The sequence below is a fragment of the Pseudoxanthomonas sp. CF125 genome, assembly GCF_900104085.1.
In the GTDB taxonomy this organism is placed as follows: Bacteria; Pseudomonadota; Gammaproteobacteria; order Xanthomonadales; family Xanthomonadaceae; genus Pseudoxanthomonas_A.
Genome location: NZ_FNLD01000004.1, coordinates 29,204 through 49,170 on the forward strand (window position 1 = coordinate 29,204; position 19,967 = coordinate 49,170).

A 19,967-nucleotide genomic window follows, 5' to 3' on the forward strand; every position below is an offset into this window, starting at 1 on the left:
TTCTAACTCTTCTCCCTCTGGGAGAAACGGATGAGGATGTGGCGAAGCAGTGGCGGTTCACCGTCCATGATTCCGCCGTACCCTCACCCCAACCCCTCTCCCGGTGGGAGAGGGGCTTTAAATCTAGACGAGGTGTTGAAATGTCCGAGGCTGCAGTTCCGTTTAAACCCAAGAAGTCCGTCGCCCTGTCCGGCACCGCCGCGGGCAACACCGCGCTGTGCACGGTCGGCCGCAGCGGCAACGACCTGCATTACCGTGGTTACGACATCCTGGATATCGCGCGCGCTTCGGAGTTCGAGGAGATCGCCTACCTGCTGGTGCACGGCAAGCTGCCCAATCGCGCCGAGCTGGCCAGCTACAAGGCCAAACTGAAATCGCTGCGCGGCGTGCCGGCCGCGGTGAAGGCTGCTTTGGAACAACTGCCTGCGTCCGCGCATCCCATGGATGTGATGCGCACCGGCGTATCCGTGCTGGGTTGCGTGTCGCCGGAGAAGGACGACCACAACCATCCCGGTGCGCGCGATATCGCTGACAAGCTGATGGCTTCGCTGGGTCCGATGCTGCTGTACTGGTACCACTGGAGCCACAATGGCAAGCGCATCGACACCGATACCGACGACGACAGCATCGGCGGACACTTCCTGCACCTGCTGCATGGCGAAAAACCGCGCGACTCGTGGGTGCAGGCGATGCACACTTCGCTAATCCTGTACGCCGAGCACGAGTTCAACGCCTCCACCTTCGCCTGCCGGGTCATCGCCGGCACCGGCAGCGACATGTACAGCGCCATTGCCGGCGGCATCGGCGCGCTGCGCGGACCCAAGCATGGCGGTGCAAACGAAGTCGCGTTCGAAGTGCAGAAGCGCTACGAATCGCCCGACGAGGCCGAAGCGGACATCAAGGCCCGCGTGGAGCGCAAGGAAGTGGTGATCGGTTTCGGCCACCCGGTCTACACCACCGGCGATCCGCGCAACCAGGTGATCAAGGACGTGGCCCGCGAACTGTCGGATGAGCAGGGCAGCCGCAAGATGTACGACATCGCCGAGCGTCTGGAAACGGTGATGTGGGACATCAAGAAGATGTTCCCCAACCTGGACTGGTTCAGCGCGGTCAGCTACCACATGATGGGCGTGCCCACCGCCATGTTCACTCCTCTGTTCGTGATCGCCCGCACCAGCGGCTGGAGCGCGCACGTGATCGAACAGCGCATCGACGGCAAGATCATCCGCCCCAGCGCCAATTACACCGGCCCGGAAGACCTCGCCTTCGTACCGCTCGACAAGCGCTGAGCGACGCGCGGACAGGACTTTGTCCTGTCCGCTTGCAACCGAGCCCCAGCGCCAGCAACCCCACGGATCGCCAGCCATGAACACCCAGTACCGCAAACCCTTGCCCGGCACTTCGCTGGAATACTTCGACGCGCGCGCCGCAGTGGAAGCGATACGGCCCGGCGCTTACGCCACGTTGCCTTATACCTCGCGCGTGCTGGCCGAGAATCTGGTGCGCCGCTGCGATCCGGACACGCTCACCGATTCGCTGAAGCAGTTGATCGAACGCAAACGCGATCTGGATTTTCCGTGGTTTCCGGCGCGCGTGGTCTGCCACGACATCCTGGGTCAGACCGCGCTGGTGGATCTGGCCGGTTTGCGCGACGCCATCGCCGAGCAGGGCGGCGATCCTGCGCAGGTCAATCCGGTGGTGCCGGTGCAGTTGATCGTCGACCATTCGCTGGCGGTGGAATGCGGCGGCTTCGATCCCGACGCCTTCGCCAAGAACCGCGCCATCGAGGACCGCCGCAACGAAGACCGTTTCCATTTCATCGAATGGACGCGCCAGGCCTTCAAGAACATGGAAGTGATTCCGCCGGGCAACGGGATCATGCACCAGATCAACCTGGAGAAGATGTCGCCGGTGGTGCAGGTGCGCGACGGCGTGGCTTTTCCGGACACCTGCGTGGGCACCGACAGCCACACGCCGCACGTGGACGCGCTGGGCGTGATCGCGATAGGCGTCGGCGGATTGGAAGCGGAGAACGTGATGCTGGGCCGCGCCTCGTGGATGCGCCTGCCGGAAATCGTCGGCGTGCAGCTGACGGGCAGGCCGCAGCCCGGCATCACCGCCACCGACGTGGTGCTGGCGCTGACCGAATTCCTGCGCAAGTCGAAAGTAGTCGGCGCCTGGTTGGAATTCCACGGTCAAGGCGCTGCGGCGCTAACCCTGGGCGACCGGGCGACCATTTCCAACATGGCGCCGGAATACGGCGCGACCGCGGCGATGTTCTCCATCGATTCCCAGACCATCGATTACCTGCGCCTGACCGGCCGCGAGGAACAACAGGTGAAGTTGGTGGAGCTGTACGCGCGCCACACCGGCTTGTGGTCCGACAGCCTGGAGCAGGCACAATACGAGCGCACGCTGCAGTTCGACCTGTCCAGCGTGGTGCGCAACATGGCCGGTCCGTCGAATCCGCACGCGCGTGTGGCCACCAGCGATCTTGCCGCCAAGGGCATCGCCGGCGCATGGGAAGAAACGCCAGGACTGATGCCCGACGGCGCGGTGATCATCGCCGCCATCACCAGCTGCACCAATACCAGCAATCCGCGCAACGTGATTGCCGCCGCATTGCTGGCGCGCAACGCAAATCGCCTGGGACTGGCGCGCAAGCCGTGGGTTAAGACCTCGCTCGCACCTGGTTCCAAAGCCGTGAAGCTGTACCTGGACGAAAGCGGCCTGATGACGGAACTGGAGGCGCTGGGCTTCGGCGTGGTCGGTTTCGCCTGCACCACCTGCAACGGCATGTCCGGCGCGCTGGACCCTGTTATCCAGCAGGAAATCATCGACCGCGATCTGTATGCGACCGCCGTGCTGTCGGGCAACCGCAACTTCGATGGCCGTATCCATCCGTATGCGAAGCAGGCTTTCCTCGCATCGCCCGCGCTGGTGGTGGCCTATGCCATCGCCGGCACCATCCGTTTCGACATCGAGAAGGACGTGCTGGGCGTGGTCGATGGCAAAGAGATCCGGCTGAAGGACCTCTGGCCCAGCGACGAGGAGATCGATGCGGTAGTGAAGGCGTCGGTGAAGCCGGAGCAGTTCCGCAGCGTGTACGCGCCGATGTTCAACGTACGCGTCGAACACGGTCCCAAGGTCGAACCGCTGTACGACTGGCGCGGCATGAGCACCTACATCCGCCGCCCGCCGTACTGGGAAGGCGCGCTGGCGGGCGAACGCACCTTGCGCGGCATGCGGCCGCTGGCGGTGCTGCCGGACAACATCACCACCGACCATCTGTCGCCCTCCAACGCGATCATGCTCGACAGCGCCGCCGGCGAGTACCTGGCGAAGATGGGCGTGCCCGAAGAAGACTTCAATTCCTACGCCACCCATCGCGGCGATCATCTGACCGCCCAGCGCGCAACCTTCGCCAATCCCAAACTGTTCAACGAAATGGTGCGCAATGCCGATGGCGGCGTAAAGCAGGGTTCGCTGGCGCGCGTCGAACCGGAAGGCAGGGTGATGCGTATGTGGGAAGCGATAGAAACCTACATGGAGCGCAGGCAGCCATTGATCATCATCGCCGGCGCCGACTACGGCCAGGGATCCTCGCGCGACTGGGCCGCCAAGGGCGTGCGCCTGGCCGGCGTAGAAGCGATCGCCGCCGAAGGTTTCGAACGCATCCACCGCACCAACCTGATCGGCATGGGCGTGCTGCCGCTGGAGTTTAAACCCGGCACCGACCGCAACACGCTGGGCATCGACGGTACCGAGACTTTCGATGTGATCGGCGAACCCGCTCCGCGCGCCGAATTGACTCTGGTGATCCATCGCCGCAACGGCGAGCGCGTGGAAGTTCCCGTCATCTGTCGCCTGGACAGCGACGAAGAGGTATCGATCTACGAAGCCGGCGGTGTGCTGCAGCGCTTCGCGCAGGATTTTCTTGAATCGTCCAAGGCCGCCTGACCGGAGAGCCGCAATGCCGCACGTCCCGCAAATCAGCATTCCCGCCACCTACATGCGCGGCGGCACCAGCAAGGGCGTGTTCTTCCGCCTGCAGGACCTGCCCACGGCGGCGCAGGTTCCGGGCAAGGCGCGCGATGCATTGCTGTTGCGGGTGATCGGCTCGCCCGATCCCTACGGCAAGCACACCGATGGCATGGGCGGCGCCACGTCCAGCACCAGCAAGGTGGTGATCATCGCGCCGGCTTCGCAGCCCGGCCATGACGTCGACTATCTGTACGGGCAGGTTCCGCTCAACGAAAGCTTCATCGACTGGAGCGGCAACTGCGGCAACCTGTCTTCGGCGGTCGGTCCGTTCGCCATTTCCAATGGCTTTATCGATCCGGCGCGCGTTCCGCGCGACGGGATCTGCACGGTGCGCATCTGGCAGGCGAACATCGGCAAGACCATCATTGCGCATGTGCCGGTCATCGATGGCCGGGTGCAGGAGACCGGGGACTTCGAACTGGACGGCGTGACTTTTCCGGCCGCCGAAATCCAGCTGGAGTTCCTCGACCCCGCCGATGAAGGCGATGGCGAAGGCGGCGGCGCCATGTTCCCCACCGGCAATCTTGTCGATGAACTCCAGATACCGGGTGTGGGTACGTTCAAGGCCACCATGATCAATGCCGGTGTACCCACGATCTTCGTCGATGCCGCCGCATTGGGTTACGACGGCACCGAATTGCAGGGTGCGATCAACGAAGACAAGGCGGCACTGGCCAAGCTGGAAGCCATTCGCGCGCACGGCGCCGTGCGCATGGGCCTGATCGGCGATGCCGCCCAGGCTGCGGCACGCCCGCTGACGCCGAAGATCGCCTTTGTCGCGCCACCGAAGGACTATGTTTCCTCCAGCGGCAAGCCGGTGCGCGCGGCCGACATCGATCTGCTGGCCCGCGCCATCTCCATGGGCAAACTGCACCACGCGATGATGGGCACCGCTTCGGTGGCCATCGCTTCGGCCGCGGCGGTGCCGGGCACGCTGGTCAACGCAGCCGCGGGTGGCGGCACCCGCGAAGCCATCGTCTTCGGACATCCCTCCGGCACTCTGCGCGTGGGCGCCGAGGCGAAACAGGCCGAGGGTCAATGGACGGTGGCCAAGGCCATCATGAGCCGCAGTGCACGGGTGCTGATGGAAGGCGCGGTGCGGGTGCCCGGCGAGGTCCTGTAGGGCCGGGCTTGCCCGGCAGCTCTTCGCTCCGCTGGGCCGCCCCTCCACCCCCAAAGACAAGGGCAGCCGAGTAAGCTCTGCGGGGGCTGTGTGGCTGCATTTGTGACCCTCATAACGGACGTGCCGCCGTGGGTCTGCAAACCTCTACGCGGGGAATTTTCGTAATGACGAGGGCGCCGCTTGGCCGGGCGCAAGGGGAGTCAATGGACGCCGCAGAACTGTATTTCAAGACCGATGCCGGCAAGCAGGAGATCCTGGACCGCGGGCGCAAGCTGCCTGCGGCGATGCGTTCGCTGCTGCTGATGGTTGACGGTCAGCGCGATCATGCGCAATTGCGCGAGCTGATGGCGGGCTTGCATGCGCCAGATAACGCGCTGGAACAACTGCTGGTCATGGGTCTGGTCAGGCGCCAGGAGTCGGCATTGCCGGCACGGGCAGCTGCGGCACCGCCGGCACCGCCGGTATCACCCATATCGCCCATATCGCCATTGCCGGGCGAAGTGAAGCTGCCTGCGGATTTCGGCCGCTACCGCAGTCTCTATGAAATCGTCACCGACACCGTGCGCAGGCACATCGGTCTGAAAGGTTATTTCCTACAGTTGAAAATAGAGAAATGCGCCGATGTGGACGCGCTGCTGGCGTTGCTGCCGGAAATCGCCACGGCGCTGACCAAGGCCAAGGACCACACCTTCGCCAGCGAATGGCTGGCGCGCACGCGCGCGGAAGTACAGGCCTGAGCAAGGGCAGGGCCGTGCGCCGTGCCCTGCCTTCGTCTTAAAGACCTTCGGCCGCCATCGCGGCAGCGACGCCGCCGTCGGCGCGCATGCGGTCGAAGAAGCGTTCCAGGTTACCCAAACCCGACAGATCGACCTGCGTGGCCCTGGCCCAGCGCAAAGCCACGAACAGATAGGGATCGGCGATGGAACGGGCGCCGGTCAACCAATCCTTGCCGGCAAGCTGCGCGTCCAGACGCTCGAACAAGCCACGCAGTTTCTGCCGCGCGTTGTCCTTGCTCTTTTCGATCATGGCTTCGTCGCCCAGGAATCGCGTAGACCCGAATATCGGGTGGAATGCGGGATGCACGTCGGCGTTGAGGAAAGCCAGCCAGCGGTTGATCTCGGCGCGGCTCTTCGGCGTGCCATCGCCGCCCAGGCCCGATTCGGGAAAAGTATCTGCGAGGAAATTCAGGATCGCCGCGTTTTGAGTCAACACCCAGCCATCGACCTCCAGCACCGGCACGGCACCGGCAGGATTGAGTGCGAGATATTCGGGCGTCTTCATGCCTGCCGCATCCATGACTTGCAAGTCGAATGGCTTGCCGATCCAGCGCAGCGCGATATGGTCGGACAGCGAACAGGCGCCGGGTTTGGTGTACAGCTTCATGCGCGACATCTCCAAAGAAAAACGGGCGGGGAATATTCCCAGCCCGTTCTCGTATTGTCGATGCGGCGAAAGTAAAGCCCCGTTACGAAGCGACCGTTGCTTAAGCGGCTGTTACTAGGATTTCGGCTTCAGCTTCTGCACGCGCAGGAAGGTGTGATCGCCGATGGTGGCCACCTGGTAGGCGTTGCGCCAGCTCGGGCTGGCGATGTTGTGCGCCATGAAGTGGCTGGCGCCGGGGACGATCTCCTTGCGCTGGCCGGGCGGCAAAGCCCAGTTGCGTTCGGCGCCCAGGGCGACGTTGATCGATTTGGCCCAGGCATCCGAATTCTGCAAGCGGGTGCCGGGCGCCACCAGGGTCGGGGCGAACTGCTTGCGGGCGGTGACGACTTCGCACATCGAATCGCCCCACAGGCCGCTGTCCAGGCGGCGCAGGGCCACCTCGGCCACGGCCTGCTGGCCGCGCAGGGTCTGGTCGCGGGCTTCCAGATAAACGGTGGTGCTGAGGCAGAGCGAGTCTGCGGCGGGCTGCGGCAACATGTGCGACAGCCAGAGAATCCAAGCCAACTTCATTGAAACGAACTCCTTGCTCCGTCTTGGCAGCGTCCGCGCGCCCTTCCTCAGGAAAGGAGCGTTGGGTAGACACGGCGTCAGGGCGTCATGGGGAGGCAGCTACTCCGACGAGCTGCCCGAGGCCGGCCAGAAGGTGCAATCAGGGCCGGGGTGGCTCGCCAGTTGGAACGGGGGCGGGCCGAAAAAGTTGGCGCAAGGTAAGGGCCCAACCCCCAACCCCGCCTGAACCCCTAAGCTTGACAATCATGCTAAGTGCTTGATTGGAAATGGAGTCTTTGCTCTGAACTCTCCCTTCTCCCGGTAGGAGAAGGGAACTACACACGTAGGGCGGGCACTGCCCGCCACCACGAAATGCCGGCAAAGAGCGGCAGGCAATGCCCGCCCTACAGCGCTGCGGCCAGACGGCTGCCCTGGTCGATGGCGCGCTTGGCGTCCAGCTCGGCGGCCACGTCAGCGCCGCCTATCAGGTGGTGTTTCAGGCCGGCCGCCAGCAGGGAAGCCTGCAGGTCGCGGCGCGGCTCCTGGCCGGCGCAGACGACCACGTGGTCCACAGGCAGCACCCGCTCCACGCCGTCGATCCGGATCTTCAACCCGGCATCGTCCACGCCCAGGTATTCCACCCCGCCCAGCATCTGCACCTTCTTGGCTTTCAGCGTGGCCCGGTGCACCCAGCCGCTGGTCTTGCCCAAACGGGCGCCGGGCTTGCCGGCGGAGCGCTGCAGCAGCCAGACCTCGCGGGCTGGGGCTTCCGGATGCGGCTTGACCAGGCTGCCGCGCGATTCGAAGGTCGGATCCACGCCCCATTCGGCCATCCAGCGCTTCGGGTCCAGGGTGGAGGAGTCGCCTTCATGCACCAGGTATTCGGCCACGTCGAAGCCGATGCCGCCGGCCCCGATCAGCGCCGCGCTTGCGCCCACTTTCACCCGTCCGCTCAACACGTCCACGTAGCTCACCACCTTGGGATGGTTCGCGCCGGGGAAGTCGATCTGGCGCGGCACGATGCCGGTGGCCATCACCACTTCATCGAACCCGGCAAGGGTTTCCGCCGATGCCATCGTGCCCAGCTTCACTTCCACGCCGGTTTCAACCAGCTTGTGAGTGAAGTAGCGAATGGTTTCGTGGAACTCTTCCTTGCCCGGAATCTTCTTGGCGTAGTTGAACTGCCCGCCGATCTCGGACGAAGCATCGAACAAGGTGACGCGATGCCCGCGTTCGGCCGCCACCGTCGCGCAGGCCAATCCCGCCGGTCCCGCACCGACCACCGCCACGCGCTTGGGCGAAAAAGTCTTGGCGTAGTTCAACTCGGTTTCCGCGCAGGCGCGCGGGTTCAGCAGGCAGCTGGCGCGCTTGTTCTCGAACACGTGGTCCAGGCAGGCCTGGTTGCAGGCGATGCAGGTGTTGATGGATTGCGGTTTGCCCGCGCGCGACTTGTTGGCCCAGTGCGGGTCGGCCAGTAGCGGGCGCGCCAGCGACACCATGTCGGCGACGCCGTCGGCGAGGATGCGCTCGGCCACCTCGGGCATGTTGATGCGGTTGGTGGCGATCAGCGGCAACTTCACGTGCGGCCGCAATTTGGCGGTGACCTCGACGAAAGCCGCGCGCGGCACCGAAGTGACGATGGTGGGAATGCGCGCTTCATGCCAGCCGATGCCGGAATTGATGATGGTGGCGCCTGCGGCTTCGATGGCCTTGGCCTGGGCCACGATCTCTTCCCACTGGTTGCCGTCTTCCACCAGATCCAGCAGCGAAAGCCGGTAGATGATGATGAAGTCCGGTCCGCAGGCCTCGCGCACGCGGCGCACGATCTCCACCGCGAAGCGCATGCGCTTCTCCGGCGTGCCGCCCCAGGCGTCGTTGCGTTTGTTGGTGCGCGGCGCGGTGAACTCGTTGATGAAATAGCCTTCCGAGCCCATCACTTCCACACCGTCGTAGCCGGCCTCGCGCGCGCGGCGGGCGGCGTCGGCATAGGCGGTGATCTGGCGTTCGACGCCGCGCGAGGAGAGCTGGCGCGGAGTGAAGGGATTGATCGGCGCCTTCAGTTTCGATGGCGCAACGGAAAAAGGGTGGTAGGCGTAGCGCCCGGCATGTAGCAGTTGCAGGCAGATCTTGCTGCCGTTGTCGTGCACGGCCTGGGTGACGAACTTGTGCGGGCGCACTTCCCACGGCCAGGACAGTTTGCCGCCGAAGGGTTTCAACCAGCCGACCAGATTCGGCGAGAAGCCCCCGGTCACCATCAAGCCCACGCCGCCCTCGGCGCGCTCGGCGAAATAGGCCGCCAGCTTGGGGAAGTCGCTGGCGCGGTCTTCCAGTCCGGTGTGGATGGAGCCCATCAGCACCCGGTTGCGGATTTGGGTGAAGCCCAGGTCCAGCGGCGCGAACAGGTGCGGGTAATGTGGGTTTGGAGCAGACGGATCGGCTGCTTCGGTGGCGGACAGGCGCGGACTGGGCGAAAGCGTCATGCAGCGGATACGTGTGCGTACGGAGGCATGCACGATGCCGGTTATCCCGGCCCCCGGCAAGGTGGGCGTACGCACTTGAAGGGGTTGGTTCTTGACGCTTTGCTCAAGATCAAGAGCAAATCCCCCTCAATTCCCCTTTAAAGGGGGAGGCCGGAAAGAGTCGTTCAGCTCTATGGCGCAGCTTCGGTGACGACGTTGCCAGCCAGCACCCGTGGCTTGGGCGCGAACCAGCGCATCGTCACCGCGCACATCGGGCCAATGGAGAGCGCGAAGACCAGCGTTCCCCAGCCCGCATCGCCGCCCATCGACCAGCCTGCCACCAGCACGCTGGCCTCTATCAGGGTGCGCACCAGGCCGATGGGCCAGCCGGTACGGCGATGCAGGCCGGTCATCAGGCCATCGCGAGGGCCGGGACCGAAGTTCGCGCCTATGTACATGCCGGTCGCCAGCGCCAGGATCAGCAAGCCGCTGACGAAGGCGGGGATCTGTTGCCACAGCCCCTGAAATTCCGGGAACAGCCAGAGTCCGAACTGCGCGCTGGGGCCGATCAGCAACACGTTGAGCACCGTGCCCAGCCCGGGCTTCTGGCGAATGGGAATCCACAGCAAAAGCACGACCAGGCCGATCAAATTGGTCAACGCGCCGAACGACCAGCCGGTCTGTTCCGACAAGCCCTGCGTCAATACGTCCCACGGCGCGATGCCCAGGCTGGCGCGCACCATCAGGCTGATCCCTATTCCATAGAGGAACAAGCCCAGGAGGAGTTGGGCGAAACGGCGTGCGAACAGGGGAGGCAAAGCCATGCGTGCGATTCCAGTACGGAGAACGATTCTATCGGCCGCATGCAGCGCATGCCTGCGACGCTCAGTTCCAACCGGCGAGCGCCGGCTTGCCGCGCTGCGCCGCTCAGGCCGCGTGATTGTTGCGCAGACGCAGTAAGCCGACGCCGAGGACGACGAACATCGCTCCGGACAAGCGGTTGAATCGCCGCGCACGCGCGGCACTGGCGAACCAGTGGCCCATGCCGCGTACCAGCCCGACATAGCAAAGGTGCGACATCGCCGTGCAGGCCGCGAAGGTCAGCGTCAGCATCACGAACTGGCGCATCGCCGGCACTTCGCTGCTCATGAACTGCGGAAGCAGCGCAGTGAAGAAGAGGATGCTCTTGGGATTGGTCGTCGCCACCAACAGACCTTGCAGGAACAGCCGTGCGATCGGCTGCTCCCTCGTCCCCACTGCATGCGATGCCGTGTCGAAGACGCTGGCCCGGCTGCGCCATTGCCGAATACCCAGATAGATCAGGTAGACCGCACCCGCCAGCTTGAGCGCGCCGAACAGCCACGCGGACGTCTTTAGCAGCGCGCCCAGACCCAGCATCGCGGTCGCCGACACCAGAACGACTCCGGCCGCATTGCCGGCCGAACCGACGAGCGCCCGACGCATGCCCAGCGTCGCCGCGTTGGATACCGCCAACAGGACGGCGGGGCCGGGGCTGAACGCGGTGACCAGCGACAACATGCAAAACAACGACCACGCGGACAGGCTCATCCACCGTCTCTCCGGTTATCGAAAGCAAGAGGTCTCATGCGCCTACCAGCCCGCCAGCACCAGCTTGCCGATGGTGGTCCCGGATTCCAGCCGGCGATGCGTTTCGCGCAGGTTGGCGGCGTTGATGGCGCCGATGGTTTCGGTGTGCGTGGTGCGCAATTCGCCTGCATCGATCAAGCTGGCGAGGCGGGTCAGGATGCGGTGCTGTTCGATCATGTCCGGCGTGCGGAAACGCGCGCGCGCGAACATCATTTCCCAGTGGATGCCGATGCACTTGGCCTTGTAGGGATCGCCGATCTTCAGCGGGCCGCTGGGCTCCACGATCAGCCCCACGTGCCCCTGCGGCGCGAGGATTTCGCCTAGGGTTCCCCAATAGCGGTCGGTATCGGCCAGGTTGAGCGCCGCATCGACCTGCGCATGCCCCAGGGCCGCCAGTTGCGGCGCGAGCGGCTGGCGATGGTCGATGACGTGCTGCGCGCCCAACGACAGACACCAGTCGATGCTTTCCTTGCGCGAAGCGGTGGCGATGACCGTGAAGCCGGCACGTCGCGCCAACTGGATGGCGATGGAGCCGACGCCGCCGGCTCCGCCGATGATCAACAAGGTCTTGTCGTTGTGTTCGGCGTCGATCGAAAACGGCATGCGCTCGAACAGCAGTTCCCATGCGGTGATGGCGGTCAGCGGCAATGCCGCGGCTTGTGCGAAATCCAGGGTCGTCGGCTTGCGGCCGATCAGGCGTTCGTCCACCGGTTGGAACTGCGCATCGCTGCCGCTACGGGTGACGTCGCCGGCGTAATAGACCTCATCGCCGGGTTTGAACAGCGTGACGTTTTCGCCGACCGCTTCGACCACGCCTGCGGCGTCGTAGCCCAGCACTTTCGGCTGCGCTTCCACTTGCGGTTTGGGCGAACGGATCTTGGTGTCGACCGGGTTGACCGAAACCGCTTCGACGCGGACCAGTACGTCGTGGCCGGCGGCGACGGGTTTCGGCAGTTCGACATCCTGCAGCGATTCGGGATCGCTGATCGGCAGGTAGCGGGTCAAGGCGATGGCTTTCATGCGGGGGCTCCAGTTTCGGCGTGGGGGTTTCAGACCGGGGTCGGGTTGCGTTCGGAGAACTGGCCGCGCCAGTACGGGTAGTAAGGATAGGGCGGGGTGAGCGCGCTGGCGGCATCCAGCTTGGTCATTTGTGCGGCAGACAGATTCCAGCCGACCGCGCCCAGGTTCTGACGAAGCTGCTCTTCGTTGCGAGCGCCGATCAGCACGGTGGAAACGGTGGGCCGTTGCAGCAGCCAGTTCAAGGCGATCTGCGGAATGGTCTTGCCGGTTTGCTCGGCGACTTCATCCATCGCTTCGATGATGCGGTAAAGACGTTCTTCGTCGATGGGCGGCGCGAAATCGGCGGTGTCGTGCAAGCGACTATTTTCCGGCAGCGGCTGTCCGCGGCGGAGTTTGCCGGTCAGGCGCCCCCAGCCCAGCGGGCTCCACACCACCGCGCCCACGCCCTGGTCCTGGCCCAGCGGCATCAGTTCCCACTCGTAGTCGCGGCCTATCAACGAGTAATAGGTCTGGTTGGCGACGTAGCGCGAATAGCCGCGCTGGTCGGCGATGGCCTGCGACTTCATCAGATGCCAGCCGGAGAAGTTGGATACGCCCAGGTAGCGCACCTTGCCCGCACGCACCAGACCATCCAGGGTCGAGAGGGTTTCCTCGACCGGGGTCATCGCATCGAAGGCGTGCAGTTGCAGCAGATCGATGTAGTCGGTGCCCAGGCGTTGCAAGGCTTCGTCCACTGCCTGCAGCAGATGGAAGCGCGAGCTGCCGGCGTCGTTAGGGCCATCGCCCGCGCGCAAGCCGGTCTTGGTGGAAAGAATCACTTGATCGCGCCGGCCTTTGATCGCCGCGCCCAGGATGGATTCGGACGCGCCGTCCGAATACACATCGGCGGTGTCGAAAAAATTGAGGCCTGCTTCCAGGCTGATGTCGATCAATCGCCTGGCTTGCGCGTCGTCGGTATTTCCCCAGGCGCTGAACAACGGCCCCTTGCCGCCGAAGGTGCCGGCGCCGAAGCCCAGTACCGGTACCTTGAAGCCTGAGTTGCCGAGAAAACGGGTTTCCATAAGGTGCTCCTTCAAAAAGAAAAGTAGGGGTTCAGGCGCATTCGGGCTGTTCGACCATCACCACACGATCGCGCTTGCGCTCCAGCGCAATGGCCCACAAAGCCACCAGGAATGCGGAGAACGGCACCAGCGCCGCGACCCATGGCAATGCGGTCAGGCCGGGGCCATGCATGATCACCACGCCGCCCAGCCACGCACCGAATGCATTGCCCAGGTTGAAGGCGCCGATGTTCAAGCTGGAAGCCAGGCTTTGCGCGCCTGTCGCTTTCTGCAGCACCCACAGCTGCAAAGGAGAAACAGTGGCGAACGCAGCTGCGCCCAGCAGGCCGACGAATACCACCATCGCCCACTGGCTGTGCAAGACGAAGGTCATCAGGCCCATCACCGCGGTCAATGCGATCAACGTGCCCAGCAGCGCAGGTAACAGACGGCGGTCGGCGAATTTTCCGCCCAGCAGATTGCCCGCGATCATGCCCACGCCGAACACCAACAGGATCGGCGACACCGCCGCTTCGGCGAAGCCGGCGATTTCGGTAAGCAAAGGCTGGATATAGGTGTAGACGGTGAACATGCCGCCGAAGCCGAGCACGGTCATCAGCAGGCCCAGCAGCACCTGCGGGCGCGCCACCGCTTTGATTTCCTCGCGGAAGGCCATCGGTGCGGCGTCGCCGCGGTCTTTGGGCACCAGCGTGGCGATGACCACAGTGGCGATCACGCCGATCGCGGCGACCGCCCAGAAGGTCGAGCGCCAGCCGTAATGCAGGCCCAGCCAGGCGCCCGCCGGCACGCCCAGCAGCGTGGCCACGGTCAGGCCGGTGAACATGATGGAAATCGCCGAGGCCTTGCGGTCTTCGGCGACCAGCCCGGTCGCCACCACGGCGCCAACGCCGAAGAAAGTGCCGTGGGCCAGCGAGGTGACCACGCGGGCGATCATCAGCACGGTGTAATTGGGCGCCAGTGCGCAGGCCAGATTGCCCAGGGTAAAGATCACCATCAGCGCTACCAACACTGCCTTGCGCGGCATGCGGCTGGTGGCGGCGGTCAGCAACGGCGCGCCGACGAACACGCCCAGGGCGTATCCGGAAATCAGCAGGCCGGCTGCGGCGATGGACACGTGCAGGTCGCTGGCTACCTGCATCAGCAGGCCCATGATCACGAATTCGGTAGTGCCGATGCCGAAGGCGCCGGCGGTCAGCGCGTACAGGGCGATGGGGAAACGCTTGGAGGAAGGGGGGATGGTGGCGTTCAAAGTGGTGCTCAGGTTTCGACTGGGTGCCAGCTTGAGACTTTCACTGAATATGAAAAACAGCGAATATGGCTAATAACTCTCAATGAATTATTGACAATGGATCGGGTAGGCGACCTCACCCTGTTTTTGCGCGTGCTGGACCTGGGTTCGATCACGGCTGCGGCCCGTAGCCTGGATCTGTCGGTGGCGGTCGCCAGCCAGCGGCTGAAACGGCTGGAGCGCGATCTGGGCGTGCGCTTGCTGCACCGGACCACGCGCCGCCTGCATCCCACCCCGGAAGGCGCGGCGCTGGCGCAGCAAGGGCGGGTGCTGGTGGAGGATCTGGAATCGCTGGGCACGGGCCTGCGCGAAACCGCCACCGAGATCGCCGGCACGCTGCGGGTGACGCTGTCGGCTTCTTTCGGCCGCCAATACGTGTCGCCGCTGCTGCCCAGGTTCCTGGCGCTGCATCCCAAACTGCGGATCAGCGTGCATCTCAGCGACCAGGTGGTGGACCTGGTCAGCGAAGGATTCGATCTGGCGATACGCATCGGTGCACTCGAAGACTCCAGCCTGGTGGCGCGCCATGTCGCGCCCAACCGGCGCGTGCTGTGCGCGTCGCCCGCTTATCTGAAACGTCGGGGCAATCCGCGCTTGCCCAAGGATCTGATGGAGCACGATTGCCTGCTGCTGTTCGGCAGCAGCGGCCGCCAGGACGTCTGGCGCCTGCACGACGCGCAGGGCGAAGAACACGCGATACGCGTACAGGGACGGTTCGAAAGCAATTACGGCGAGTTGCTGCGCGACGCTTCGGTCGCTGGCGAGGGCATCGCCATCCATTCCCTGTGGCATATCGCCGACGATCTGCGCGCAGGCCGCTTGCGCGTGGTGCTGCCGGATTGCCGCCTGGCCACCACCGCGATCAGTGCGGTCATGCCGCAGCGCAGGCTGGTGCCGCCGCGGGTCGGAGCGTTCGTGGACTTTCTGGTTTCGCAGTTCGGCGACGCGCCATGGGAACGCGGACTGAAAGTTGGTTGAAGCCGGTTTTTCAGTCCGCCTGATCGAAAGAGAACGCATCCATGGCCATGCCGCCCATTTGCACCGCGTGATGCAGCCGGGTGGCGCGCGCGTCCGCGCCGCCCGCGCCCAACGCTATGTAAAGCGGGTAGAGATGTTCGGTGGTCGGATGATTGCGGTGGGCTTGCGGTAGCGCTTCCCAGTCGAGCGCGCCTTGCAGGTCTTTCGCCAGCAACTTCTCGCTGAGCGCATCGGTGAACGCCTGCACCCAGGGATAAGCCGGCGCGTCTTCGTGCCGCCAGTCGAGTTCACGCAGGTTGTGCGAATACCCACCGGAGCCGATGACCAGTACGCCTTGCTCGCGTAGTGGAGCCAGGGCCAAGCCCAGCTGGTAGTGCCAGACGGAAGACCGGGACGGATTCACCGACAACGCCACCACGGGAATGTCCGCCTGCGGATACATGCGTCGAAGCGGCACCCAGGTGCCGTGGTCGATGCCGGTACGCTCGTCCACGCGCGCCTCGAATCCGGCTGCGGCCAGTTGACCTGCAATTTCCTCGGCCAAGGCTGGTGCGCCCTGGGCCGGGTATCGGATGTCGTACAGCGGTTTGGGGAAGCCGCCGAAGTCATGAATGGTTTCCGGCGCGAGGTTGGAGGTCACGGTCGGTTCGCTGGCGAGGAAGTGGGCCGAAGCGACGATCACGGCGCGCGGACGCGGCAGCGATTTCCCCAGTCCGTCGAGGAAACGGGCGGTGGGTGAATCCTCCAGGGCCATCATTGGCGACCCGTGGGACAGGAACAGCGAAGGTAGGCGAGTGGTTTCCATGCCCACAGGATCGGGGCATGCGGGCATCGCGCCAAGGTTCACGGCCAAGCCGGTGTGTTGCAGCCATGCGCGTGCACACGGACCGACGGACCTATCTGGAACAATGCCTGCGGGCCACACCCGGATATCGCATGACCCCGCACGGCACGACTCCGCACGAACTCCGCTCCGCCGCCCGCCCGCGTCCCGACCAGGCCATGGTCGACATCGCCGACTACGTGGTGGACTACCGGATCGATTCGGAGCATGCGTACGACACTGCGCGCCACATGCTGCTGGACTCGCTGGCCTGCGCCATGCTGGCGGTGAAGTTCCCGGATTGCGCGAAACATCTGGGCCCCGTGGTTCCCGGTGCGACGATGCCAGACGGTGTGCCCATTCCAGGCACCGGCCATGAACTCGATCCCGTGCAGGCCGCTTTCGCCATCGGCGCCCAGATCCGTTGGCTGGACTTCAACGACACCTGGCTGGCGGCCGAGTGGGGCCATCCGTCCGACAATCTGGGCGCCCTGCTGGCGGTGGCCGATTACCTCAGCCGCAAGGCCGGCCGCGAAGGGGGCAAGCCGCTGACCGTGCGCGATGTGCTGACCGCCGCGATCAAGGCCCATGAAATCCAGGGCGTCTACGCCCTGCAGAACTCGTTCAACCGAGTCGGCCTGGATCATGTGATCCTGGTCAGGCTCGCTTCCACCGCCCTGGCCACCCGCATGCTGGGCGGTGGCAAGGAACAGGTCGTCAACGCGGTTTCGCATAGCTGGATCGACAATGGCGCGCTGCGCACCTACCGCCACGCCCCCAACACCGGCCCCCGCAAAAGCTGGGCCGCGGGCGACGCTTGCCGCCGCGCGGTCATCCACGCGCTCAATGCCGTGAACGGCGAGGCCGGCTACCCCAGCGCCCTGAGCGCGAAGACATGGGGCTTCTACGACGTCGCCTTCAAGGGCGGGGAATTCCGGTTCGAGCGCCCATTCGGCAGCTATGTCATGGAAAACGTGCTGTTCAAGATCAGCTTTCCCGCCGAATTCCACGCCCAGACCGCGGTCGAGTGCGCCATGGCCCTGCATCCGCAGGTCAAGGACCGGGTCGGCCAGATCGAGAGGGTCGCGCTGGAAACCCAGGAAGCGGGCCTGCGCATCATCGACAAGACCGGCCCGCTGGCCAATTACGCCGACCGCGACCACTGCCTGCAGTACATGGTGGCGGTACCCTTGATCTTCGGCCGCCTGACCGCAGACGACTACACCGACGCCGTCGCCGCCGATCCGCGTATCGATGCCCTGCGTGGCCTGATGGAGGTCAGGGAGAACCCACGGTTCACCCGGGACTACTTCGACCCCGACAAGCGCTACATCGGCAACTCCGTGCAGGTGTTCTTCAAGGACGGCGGCAGCACGGACCGGATTTCGATCGATTTCCCCATCGGCCACCGCAGGCGCCGGGCCGAAGGCGTTCCCCTGCTGATGGCCAAATGCGAGGCGGCCCTGCGCGCGCAGCTGGCGGCTGCGCAAGTGGACCGGATCATGGTCCTGGCGGCCGATCCGTCCCGTTTCGACGCCCTCCCGGTCCATACGTTCATGAACATGTATCGCGCCTAGAGTTATGAGATAGTGCGTTTGGCCTGACTGACTTGTTATGGTACCGTTAACACAGCCTTCACATGGACACGCATAATCTGCATGAGATGGCGTGCAGACATGGCCGTCTGAACAACCCAAAAAAGTCGGACCGTTTAACGAAGTACTCCGGTTTCTCTTACAACTGATTTTTTTTAAGGAGCTGCAAATGAATAAGAAACTTCTCTGTGCCGCAATGCTGGCCGGTCTGAGCTGGGCGCAGGCCGCTTCCGCTCAGGAGTTCGATGACCGTTGGTACCTCACCGGTTCGGCCGGTTACAACATGCAGGACGACGACCGTCGTACCGAAGATACCCCGTTCGTCACTTTGGGCCTGGGCAAGTTCATCAGCCCGAACTGGTCCCTGGACGGCGAGCTGAACTATCAGAACCCGAGCTTCGACGGCGGCATCGCTGGCGCGAACGACGACCTGAACTGGAGCCAGTACGGTATCTCAGCCGACCTGCGTCGCCACTTCATCTCCGAGGGCCGCGGTTGGAACCCTTACATCGTTGCCGGCCTGGGTTACCAGCGTTCGGAAGAAGAGTACGTTCCAACCACTGGTACGGAGTCACCGCTTGACCGTAAGGATGGCAACTTCGCCGCCAAGCTCGGCGCGGGTATCCAGACTTCGTTCGACAAGCGCATCGCGGTGCGTGCCGAACTGGCCATGCGTTTCGACTTCGACGACAGCAGCGTCGCGGCTGAGGGCGGTCCGGATTGGGGCGGTTACCCGCACCAGCAGGAAGAAAGCTACTTCGGCGACATCCTGGCTTCGGTCGGTGTCGTGATCCCGCTCGGCCCGGCGCCGACGGCTGCGGTTGCGCCTGCTCCGGAAGTGGCTCCGAACTGTGCGGATCTGGATGACGACGGCGACGGCGTCAACAACTGCAACGACAAGTGCCCGGGTTCGCAGGCTGGCCAGACCATCGGTCCGGACGGCTGCCCGGTTGCCGTGGCGATCGACCTGAAGGGCGTCAACTTCAACTTCGACAAGTCGACCCTGCGTCCCGACGCGGTTGCGATCCTGAGCGAAGCCACCGAAATCCTGAAGCGTTACCCGGATCTGCGCGTTGAAGTGGCCGGCCATACCGACCAGTGCGGTAAGGACGCCTACAACCAGAGCCTGTCCGAGCGTCGCGCCAAGGCTGTGTACGACTACCTGACCACGAACGGCGTCGATGCCGGCCGTCTGGTGGGTCCGATCGGCTACGGCGAAAGCCGTCCGCTGGAAGACCTGGGCCAGGCCTTCCCGGCTTGCAAGAGCGAGAAGAACCGCCGCACCGAGCTGAACGTCCAGAACTAATCGGACGCAGGTTCAAGCAAGACCAGAAGCCCGGCCTAGCGCCGGGCTTCTTTTTGCGCATACGAAAACCGTCGTGCGGCTTCTCCGCTGGTTCTCCGCGATGCTTGCGCGAACATTCGCCGCAGTGCCGTTGCAAGCTGCGAGCGGCAAACTGCGGGCTATCAGACTTTCCTTGATATTGGCTGCTGCGCTTCCTACACTCAGGCCCTATCCAACGCCCGGGTTTTTCCAATGCGCCGCTTCGTTGTCTCCAGCCTGTTTGCCTTCGCCGCGATTCCAGGCGCCAACGCACTGCCCAACTGCACGGGTAGCACCGTATCGCCGCCGCTGTCCTCGACGCAGACCTTGCTGGCGCCCGTCGCTCCCGAACTGGCCACCAACACCACGCCGCTGGGCGCGCCCAGCGGCGTCCTGGCGCACGCCTACGACGAAGCGCAGTCGGTCGACCGCGTGCTGCTGCGGTTGCGGGTACAGGCCTGTCAGAACGTAGCGATGGCGATGCCCGCGCAAAGCGTCGCCAACCCCAACGATCCGGCGGCTTATAAACCAAAGACGGCCTTCGACAACACGCCCTGGCGTTTCGACATGACCCAGAACGGCAAGCGCATGACCGCCGACGAATTCGATGCCTGGATGAAATCGCGCGGTGTGCGCGTGGTCAAGGGCGTGCCGCCTGCGGCAACGCCCGCACCGGTCGTGGCTCCGGCCGCAGAGCCGGTAAAGAAGTAAT

The 19,967-nt window shown here is 64.4% G+C and carries 17 protein-coding genes; 8 read left to right on the top strand and 9 right to left on the bottom strand.

What is annotated here, in order from left to right:
- Positions 1-140: 140 nt before the first annotated feature.
- The 4 genes from prpC (at position 141) to BLR66_RS17725 (ending at position 5,904) form a co-directional block, all read left to right on the top strand.
- Positions 141-1,289, top strand: a complete 1,149-nt coding sequence (gene prpC, locus BLR66_RS17710) for a bifunctional 2-methylcitrate synthase/citrate synthase (protein WP_093289981.1) — start codon at positions 141-143, stop codon at positions 1,287-1,289.
- 76 nt (positions 1,290-1,365) lie between these two features.
- Positions 1,366-3,960, top strand: a complete 2,595-nt coding sequence (acnD, locus tag BLR66_RS17715) for a Fe/S-dependent 2-methylisocitrate dehydratase AcnD (RefSeq protein WP_093289982.1) — start codon at positions 1,366-1,368, stop codon at positions 3,958-3,960.
- A 13-nt stretch (positions 3,961-3,973) separates the two neighbouring features.
- On the top strand, positions 3,974-5,167 hold the full coding sequence (gene prpF / locus BLR66_RS17720; protein WP_093289983.1) for a 2-methylaconitate cis-trans isomerase PrpF: 1,194 nt from the start codon (positions 3,974-3,976) through the stop codon (positions 5,165-5,167).
- A gap of 203 nt (positions 5,168-5,370) precedes the next feature.
- Positions 5,371-5,904 carry a hypothetical protein gene (locus tag BLR66_RS17725; RefSeq protein WP_093289984.1) on the top strand — a complete coding sequence of 178 codons (534 nt, stop codon included), beginning with the start codon at positions 5,371-5,373 and terminating at the stop codon, positions 5,902-5,904.
- 37 nt (positions 5,905-5,941) lie between these two features.
- On the opposite strand, the gene BLR66_RS17730 is transcribed toward BLR66_RS17725, so the two are convergent.
- The 8 genes from BLR66_RS17730 to BLR66_RS17765 all read right to left on the bottom strand — a co-directional run bounded on the left by BLR66_RS17730 (position 5,942) and on the right by BLR66_RS17765 (position 14,397).
- Positions 5,942-6,550 (bottom strand): glutathione S-transferase family protein, encoded by a 609-nt coding sequence (locus BLR66_RS17730; protein ID WP_093290153.1) that lies wholly within the window; start codon positions 6,548-6,550, stop codon positions 5,942-5,944.
- Between the two features lie 114 nt (positions 6,551-6,664).
- Positions 6,665-7,120: a cell wall hydrolase gene (locus BLR66_RS17735; RefSeq protein WP_093289985.1), complete on the bottom strand. Its 456-nt coding sequence runs from the start codon at positions 7,118-7,120 to the stop codon at positions 6,665-6,667.
- A 383-nt stretch (positions 7,121-7,503) separates the two neighbouring features.
- On the bottom strand, positions 7,504-9,579 hold the full coding sequence (locus tag BLR66_RS17740) for an NADPH-dependent 2,4-dienoyl-CoA reductase (protein WP_093289986.1): 2,076 nt from the start codon (positions 9,577-9,579) through the stop codon (positions 7,504-7,506).
- Between the two features lie 170 nt (positions 9,580-9,749).
- Entirely contained in the window at positions 9,750-10,382 is a 633-nt protein-coding gene (locus BLR66_RS17745) for a membrane protein YczE (RefSeq protein WP_093289987.1), read from the bottom strand.
- 103 nt (positions 10,383-10,485) lie between these two features.
- Positions 10,486-11,127 carry a LysE family translocator gene (locus tag BLR66_RS17750; protein ID WP_093289988.1) on the bottom strand — a complete coding sequence of 214 codons (642 nt, stop codon included), beginning with the start codon at positions 11,125-11,127 and terminating at the stop codon, positions 10,486-10,488.
- 42 nt (positions 11,128-11,169) lie between these two features.
- Positions 11,170-12,186, bottom strand: a complete 1,017-nt coding sequence (locus BLR66_RS17755) for a zinc-binding alcohol dehydrogenase family protein (RefSeq protein WP_093289989.1) — start codon at positions 12,184-12,186, stop codon at positions 11,170-11,172.
- A gap of 29 nt (positions 12,187-12,215) precedes the next feature.
- Positions 12,216-13,247, bottom strand: a complete 1,032-nt coding sequence (locus BLR66_RS17760) for an aldo/keto reductase (protein ID WP_093289990.1) — start codon at positions 13,245-13,247, stop codon at positions 12,216-12,218.
- 31 nt (positions 13,248-13,278) lie between these two features.
- The gene (locus BLR66_RS17765) at positions 13,279-14,397 is read right to left on the bottom strand and encodes an MFS transporter (protein ID WP_218119683.1); all 1,119 of its coding nucleotides are present in this window, start codon (positions 14,395-14,397) and stop codon (positions 13,279-13,281) included.
- A 195-nt stretch (positions 14,398-14,592) separates the two neighbouring features.
- Between BLR66_RS17765 and BLR66_RS17770 the strand changes: the two genes are divergently transcribed.
- Positions 14,593-15,513, top strand: coding sequence for a LysR family transcriptional regulator (locus tag BLR66_RS17770; protein ID WP_093289991.1), 921 nt, complete (start codon positions 14,593-14,595; stop codon positions 15,511-15,513).
- Between the two features lie 10 nt (positions 15,514-15,523).
- On the opposite strand, the gene BLR66_RS17775 is transcribed toward BLR66_RS17770, so the two are convergent.
- Positions 15,524-16,318, bottom strand: a complete 795-nt coding sequence (locus BLR66_RS17775) for a dioxygenase family protein (protein WP_093289992.1) — start codon at positions 16,316-16,318, stop codon at positions 15,524-15,526.
- A 131-nt stretch (positions 16,319-16,449) separates the two neighbouring features.
- Here BLR66_RS17775 and BLR66_RS17780 point away from each other — a divergent pair, with 131 nt between their 5' ends.
- The 3 genes from BLR66_RS17780 (at position 16,450) to BLR66_RS17790 (ending at position 19,966) form a co-directional block, all read left to right on the top strand.
- Positions 16,450-17,913 carry a bifunctional 2-methylcitrate dehydratase/aconitate hydratase gene (locus BLR66_RS17780; RefSeq protein ID WP_093289993.1) on the top strand — a complete coding sequence of 488 codons (1,464 nt, stop codon included), beginning with the start codon at positions 16,450-16,452 and terminating at the stop codon, positions 17,911-17,913.
- Between the two features lie 187 nt (positions 17,914-18,100).
- Positions 18,101-19,237 carry an OmpA family protein gene (locus BLR66_RS17785; RefSeq protein ID WP_093289994.1) on the top strand — a complete coding sequence of 379 codons (1,137 nt, stop codon included), beginning with the start codon at positions 18,101-18,103 and terminating at the stop codon, positions 19,235-19,237.
- Between the two features lie 231 nt (positions 19,238-19,468).
- Complete coding sequence (locus BLR66_RS17790) at positions 19,469-19,966, top strand: hypothetical protein (RefSeq protein WP_093289995.1); 498 nt, start codon at positions 19,469-19,471, stop codon at positions 19,964-19,966.
- Position 19,967: the final 1 nt, after the last annotated feature.

What these genes read in the sequence shown, in the direction of transcription:
- prpC (WP_093289981.1), top strand. Translation starts at nt 141, where the DNA reads ATGTCCGAGGCTGCAGTTCCGTTTAAACCCAAGAAGTCCGTCGCCCTG.
- acnD (WP_093289982.1), top strand. Translation starts at nt 1,366, where the DNA reads ATGAACACCCAGTACCGCAAACCCTTGCCCGGCACTTCGCTGGAATAC.
- prpF (WP_093289983.1), top strand. Translation starts at nt 3,974, where the DNA reads ATGCCGCACGTCCCGCAAATCAGCATTCCCGCCACCTACATGCGCGGC.
- BLR66_RS17725 (WP_093289984.1), top strand. Translation starts at nt 5,371, where the DNA reads ATGGACGCCGCAGAACTGTATTTCAAGACCGATGCCGGCAAGCAGGAG.
- BLR66_RS17730 (WP_093290153.1), bottom strand. Translation starts at nt 6,550, where the DNA reads ATGAAGCTGTACACCAAACCCGGCGCCTGTTCGCTGTCCGACCATATC.
- BLR66_RS17735 (WP_093289985.1), bottom strand. Translation starts at nt 7,120, where the DNA reads ATGAAGTTGGCTTGGATTCTCTGGCTGTCGCACATGTTGCCGCAGCCC.
- BLR66_RS17740 (WP_093289986.1), bottom strand. Translation starts at nt 9,579, where the DNA reads ATGACGCTTTCGCCCAGTCCGCGCCTGTCCGCCACCGAAGCAGCCGAT.
- BLR66_RS17745 (WP_093289987.1), bottom strand. Translation starts at nt 10,382, where the DNA reads ATGGCTTTGCCTCCCCTGTTCGCACGCCGTTTCGCCCAACTCCTCCTG.
- BLR66_RS17750 (WP_093289988.1), bottom strand. Translation starts at nt 11,127, where the DNA reads ATGAGCCTGTCCGCGTGGTCGTTGTTTTGCATGTTGTCGCTGGTCACC.
- BLR66_RS17755 (WP_093289989.1), bottom strand. Translation starts at nt 12,186, where the DNA reads ATGAAAGCCATCGCCTTGACCCGCTACCTGCCGATCAGCGATCCCGAA.
- BLR66_RS17760 (WP_093289990.1), bottom strand. Translation starts at nt 13,247, where the DNA reads ATGGAAACCCGTTTTCTCGGCAACTCAGGCTTCAAGGTACCGGTACTG.
- BLR66_RS17765 (WP_218119683.1), bottom strand. Translation starts at nt 14,397, where the DNA reads ATGGGCCTGCTGATGCAGGTAGCCAGCGACCTGCACGTGTCCATCGCC.
- BLR66_RS17770 (WP_093289991.1), top strand. Translation starts at nt 14,593, where the DNA reads ATGGATCGGGTAGGCGACCTCACCCTGTTTTTGCGCGTGCTGGACCTG.
- BLR66_RS17775 (WP_093289992.1), bottom strand. Translation starts at nt 16,318, where the DNA reads ATGGAAACCACTCGCCTACCTTCGCTGTTCCTGTCCCACGGGTCGCCA.
- BLR66_RS17780 (WP_093289993.1), top strand. Translation starts at nt 16,450, where the DNA reads ATGACCCCGCACGGCACGACTCCGCACGAACTCCGCTCCGCCGCCCGC.
- BLR66_RS17785 (WP_093289994.1), top strand. Translation starts at nt 18,101, where the DNA reads ATGAATAAGAAACTTCTCTGTGCCGCAATGCTGGCCGGTCTGAGCTGG.
- BLR66_RS17790 (WP_093289995.1), top strand. Translation starts at nt 19,469, where the DNA reads ATGCGCCGCTTCGTTGTCTCCAGCCTGTTTGCCTTCGCCGCGATTCCA.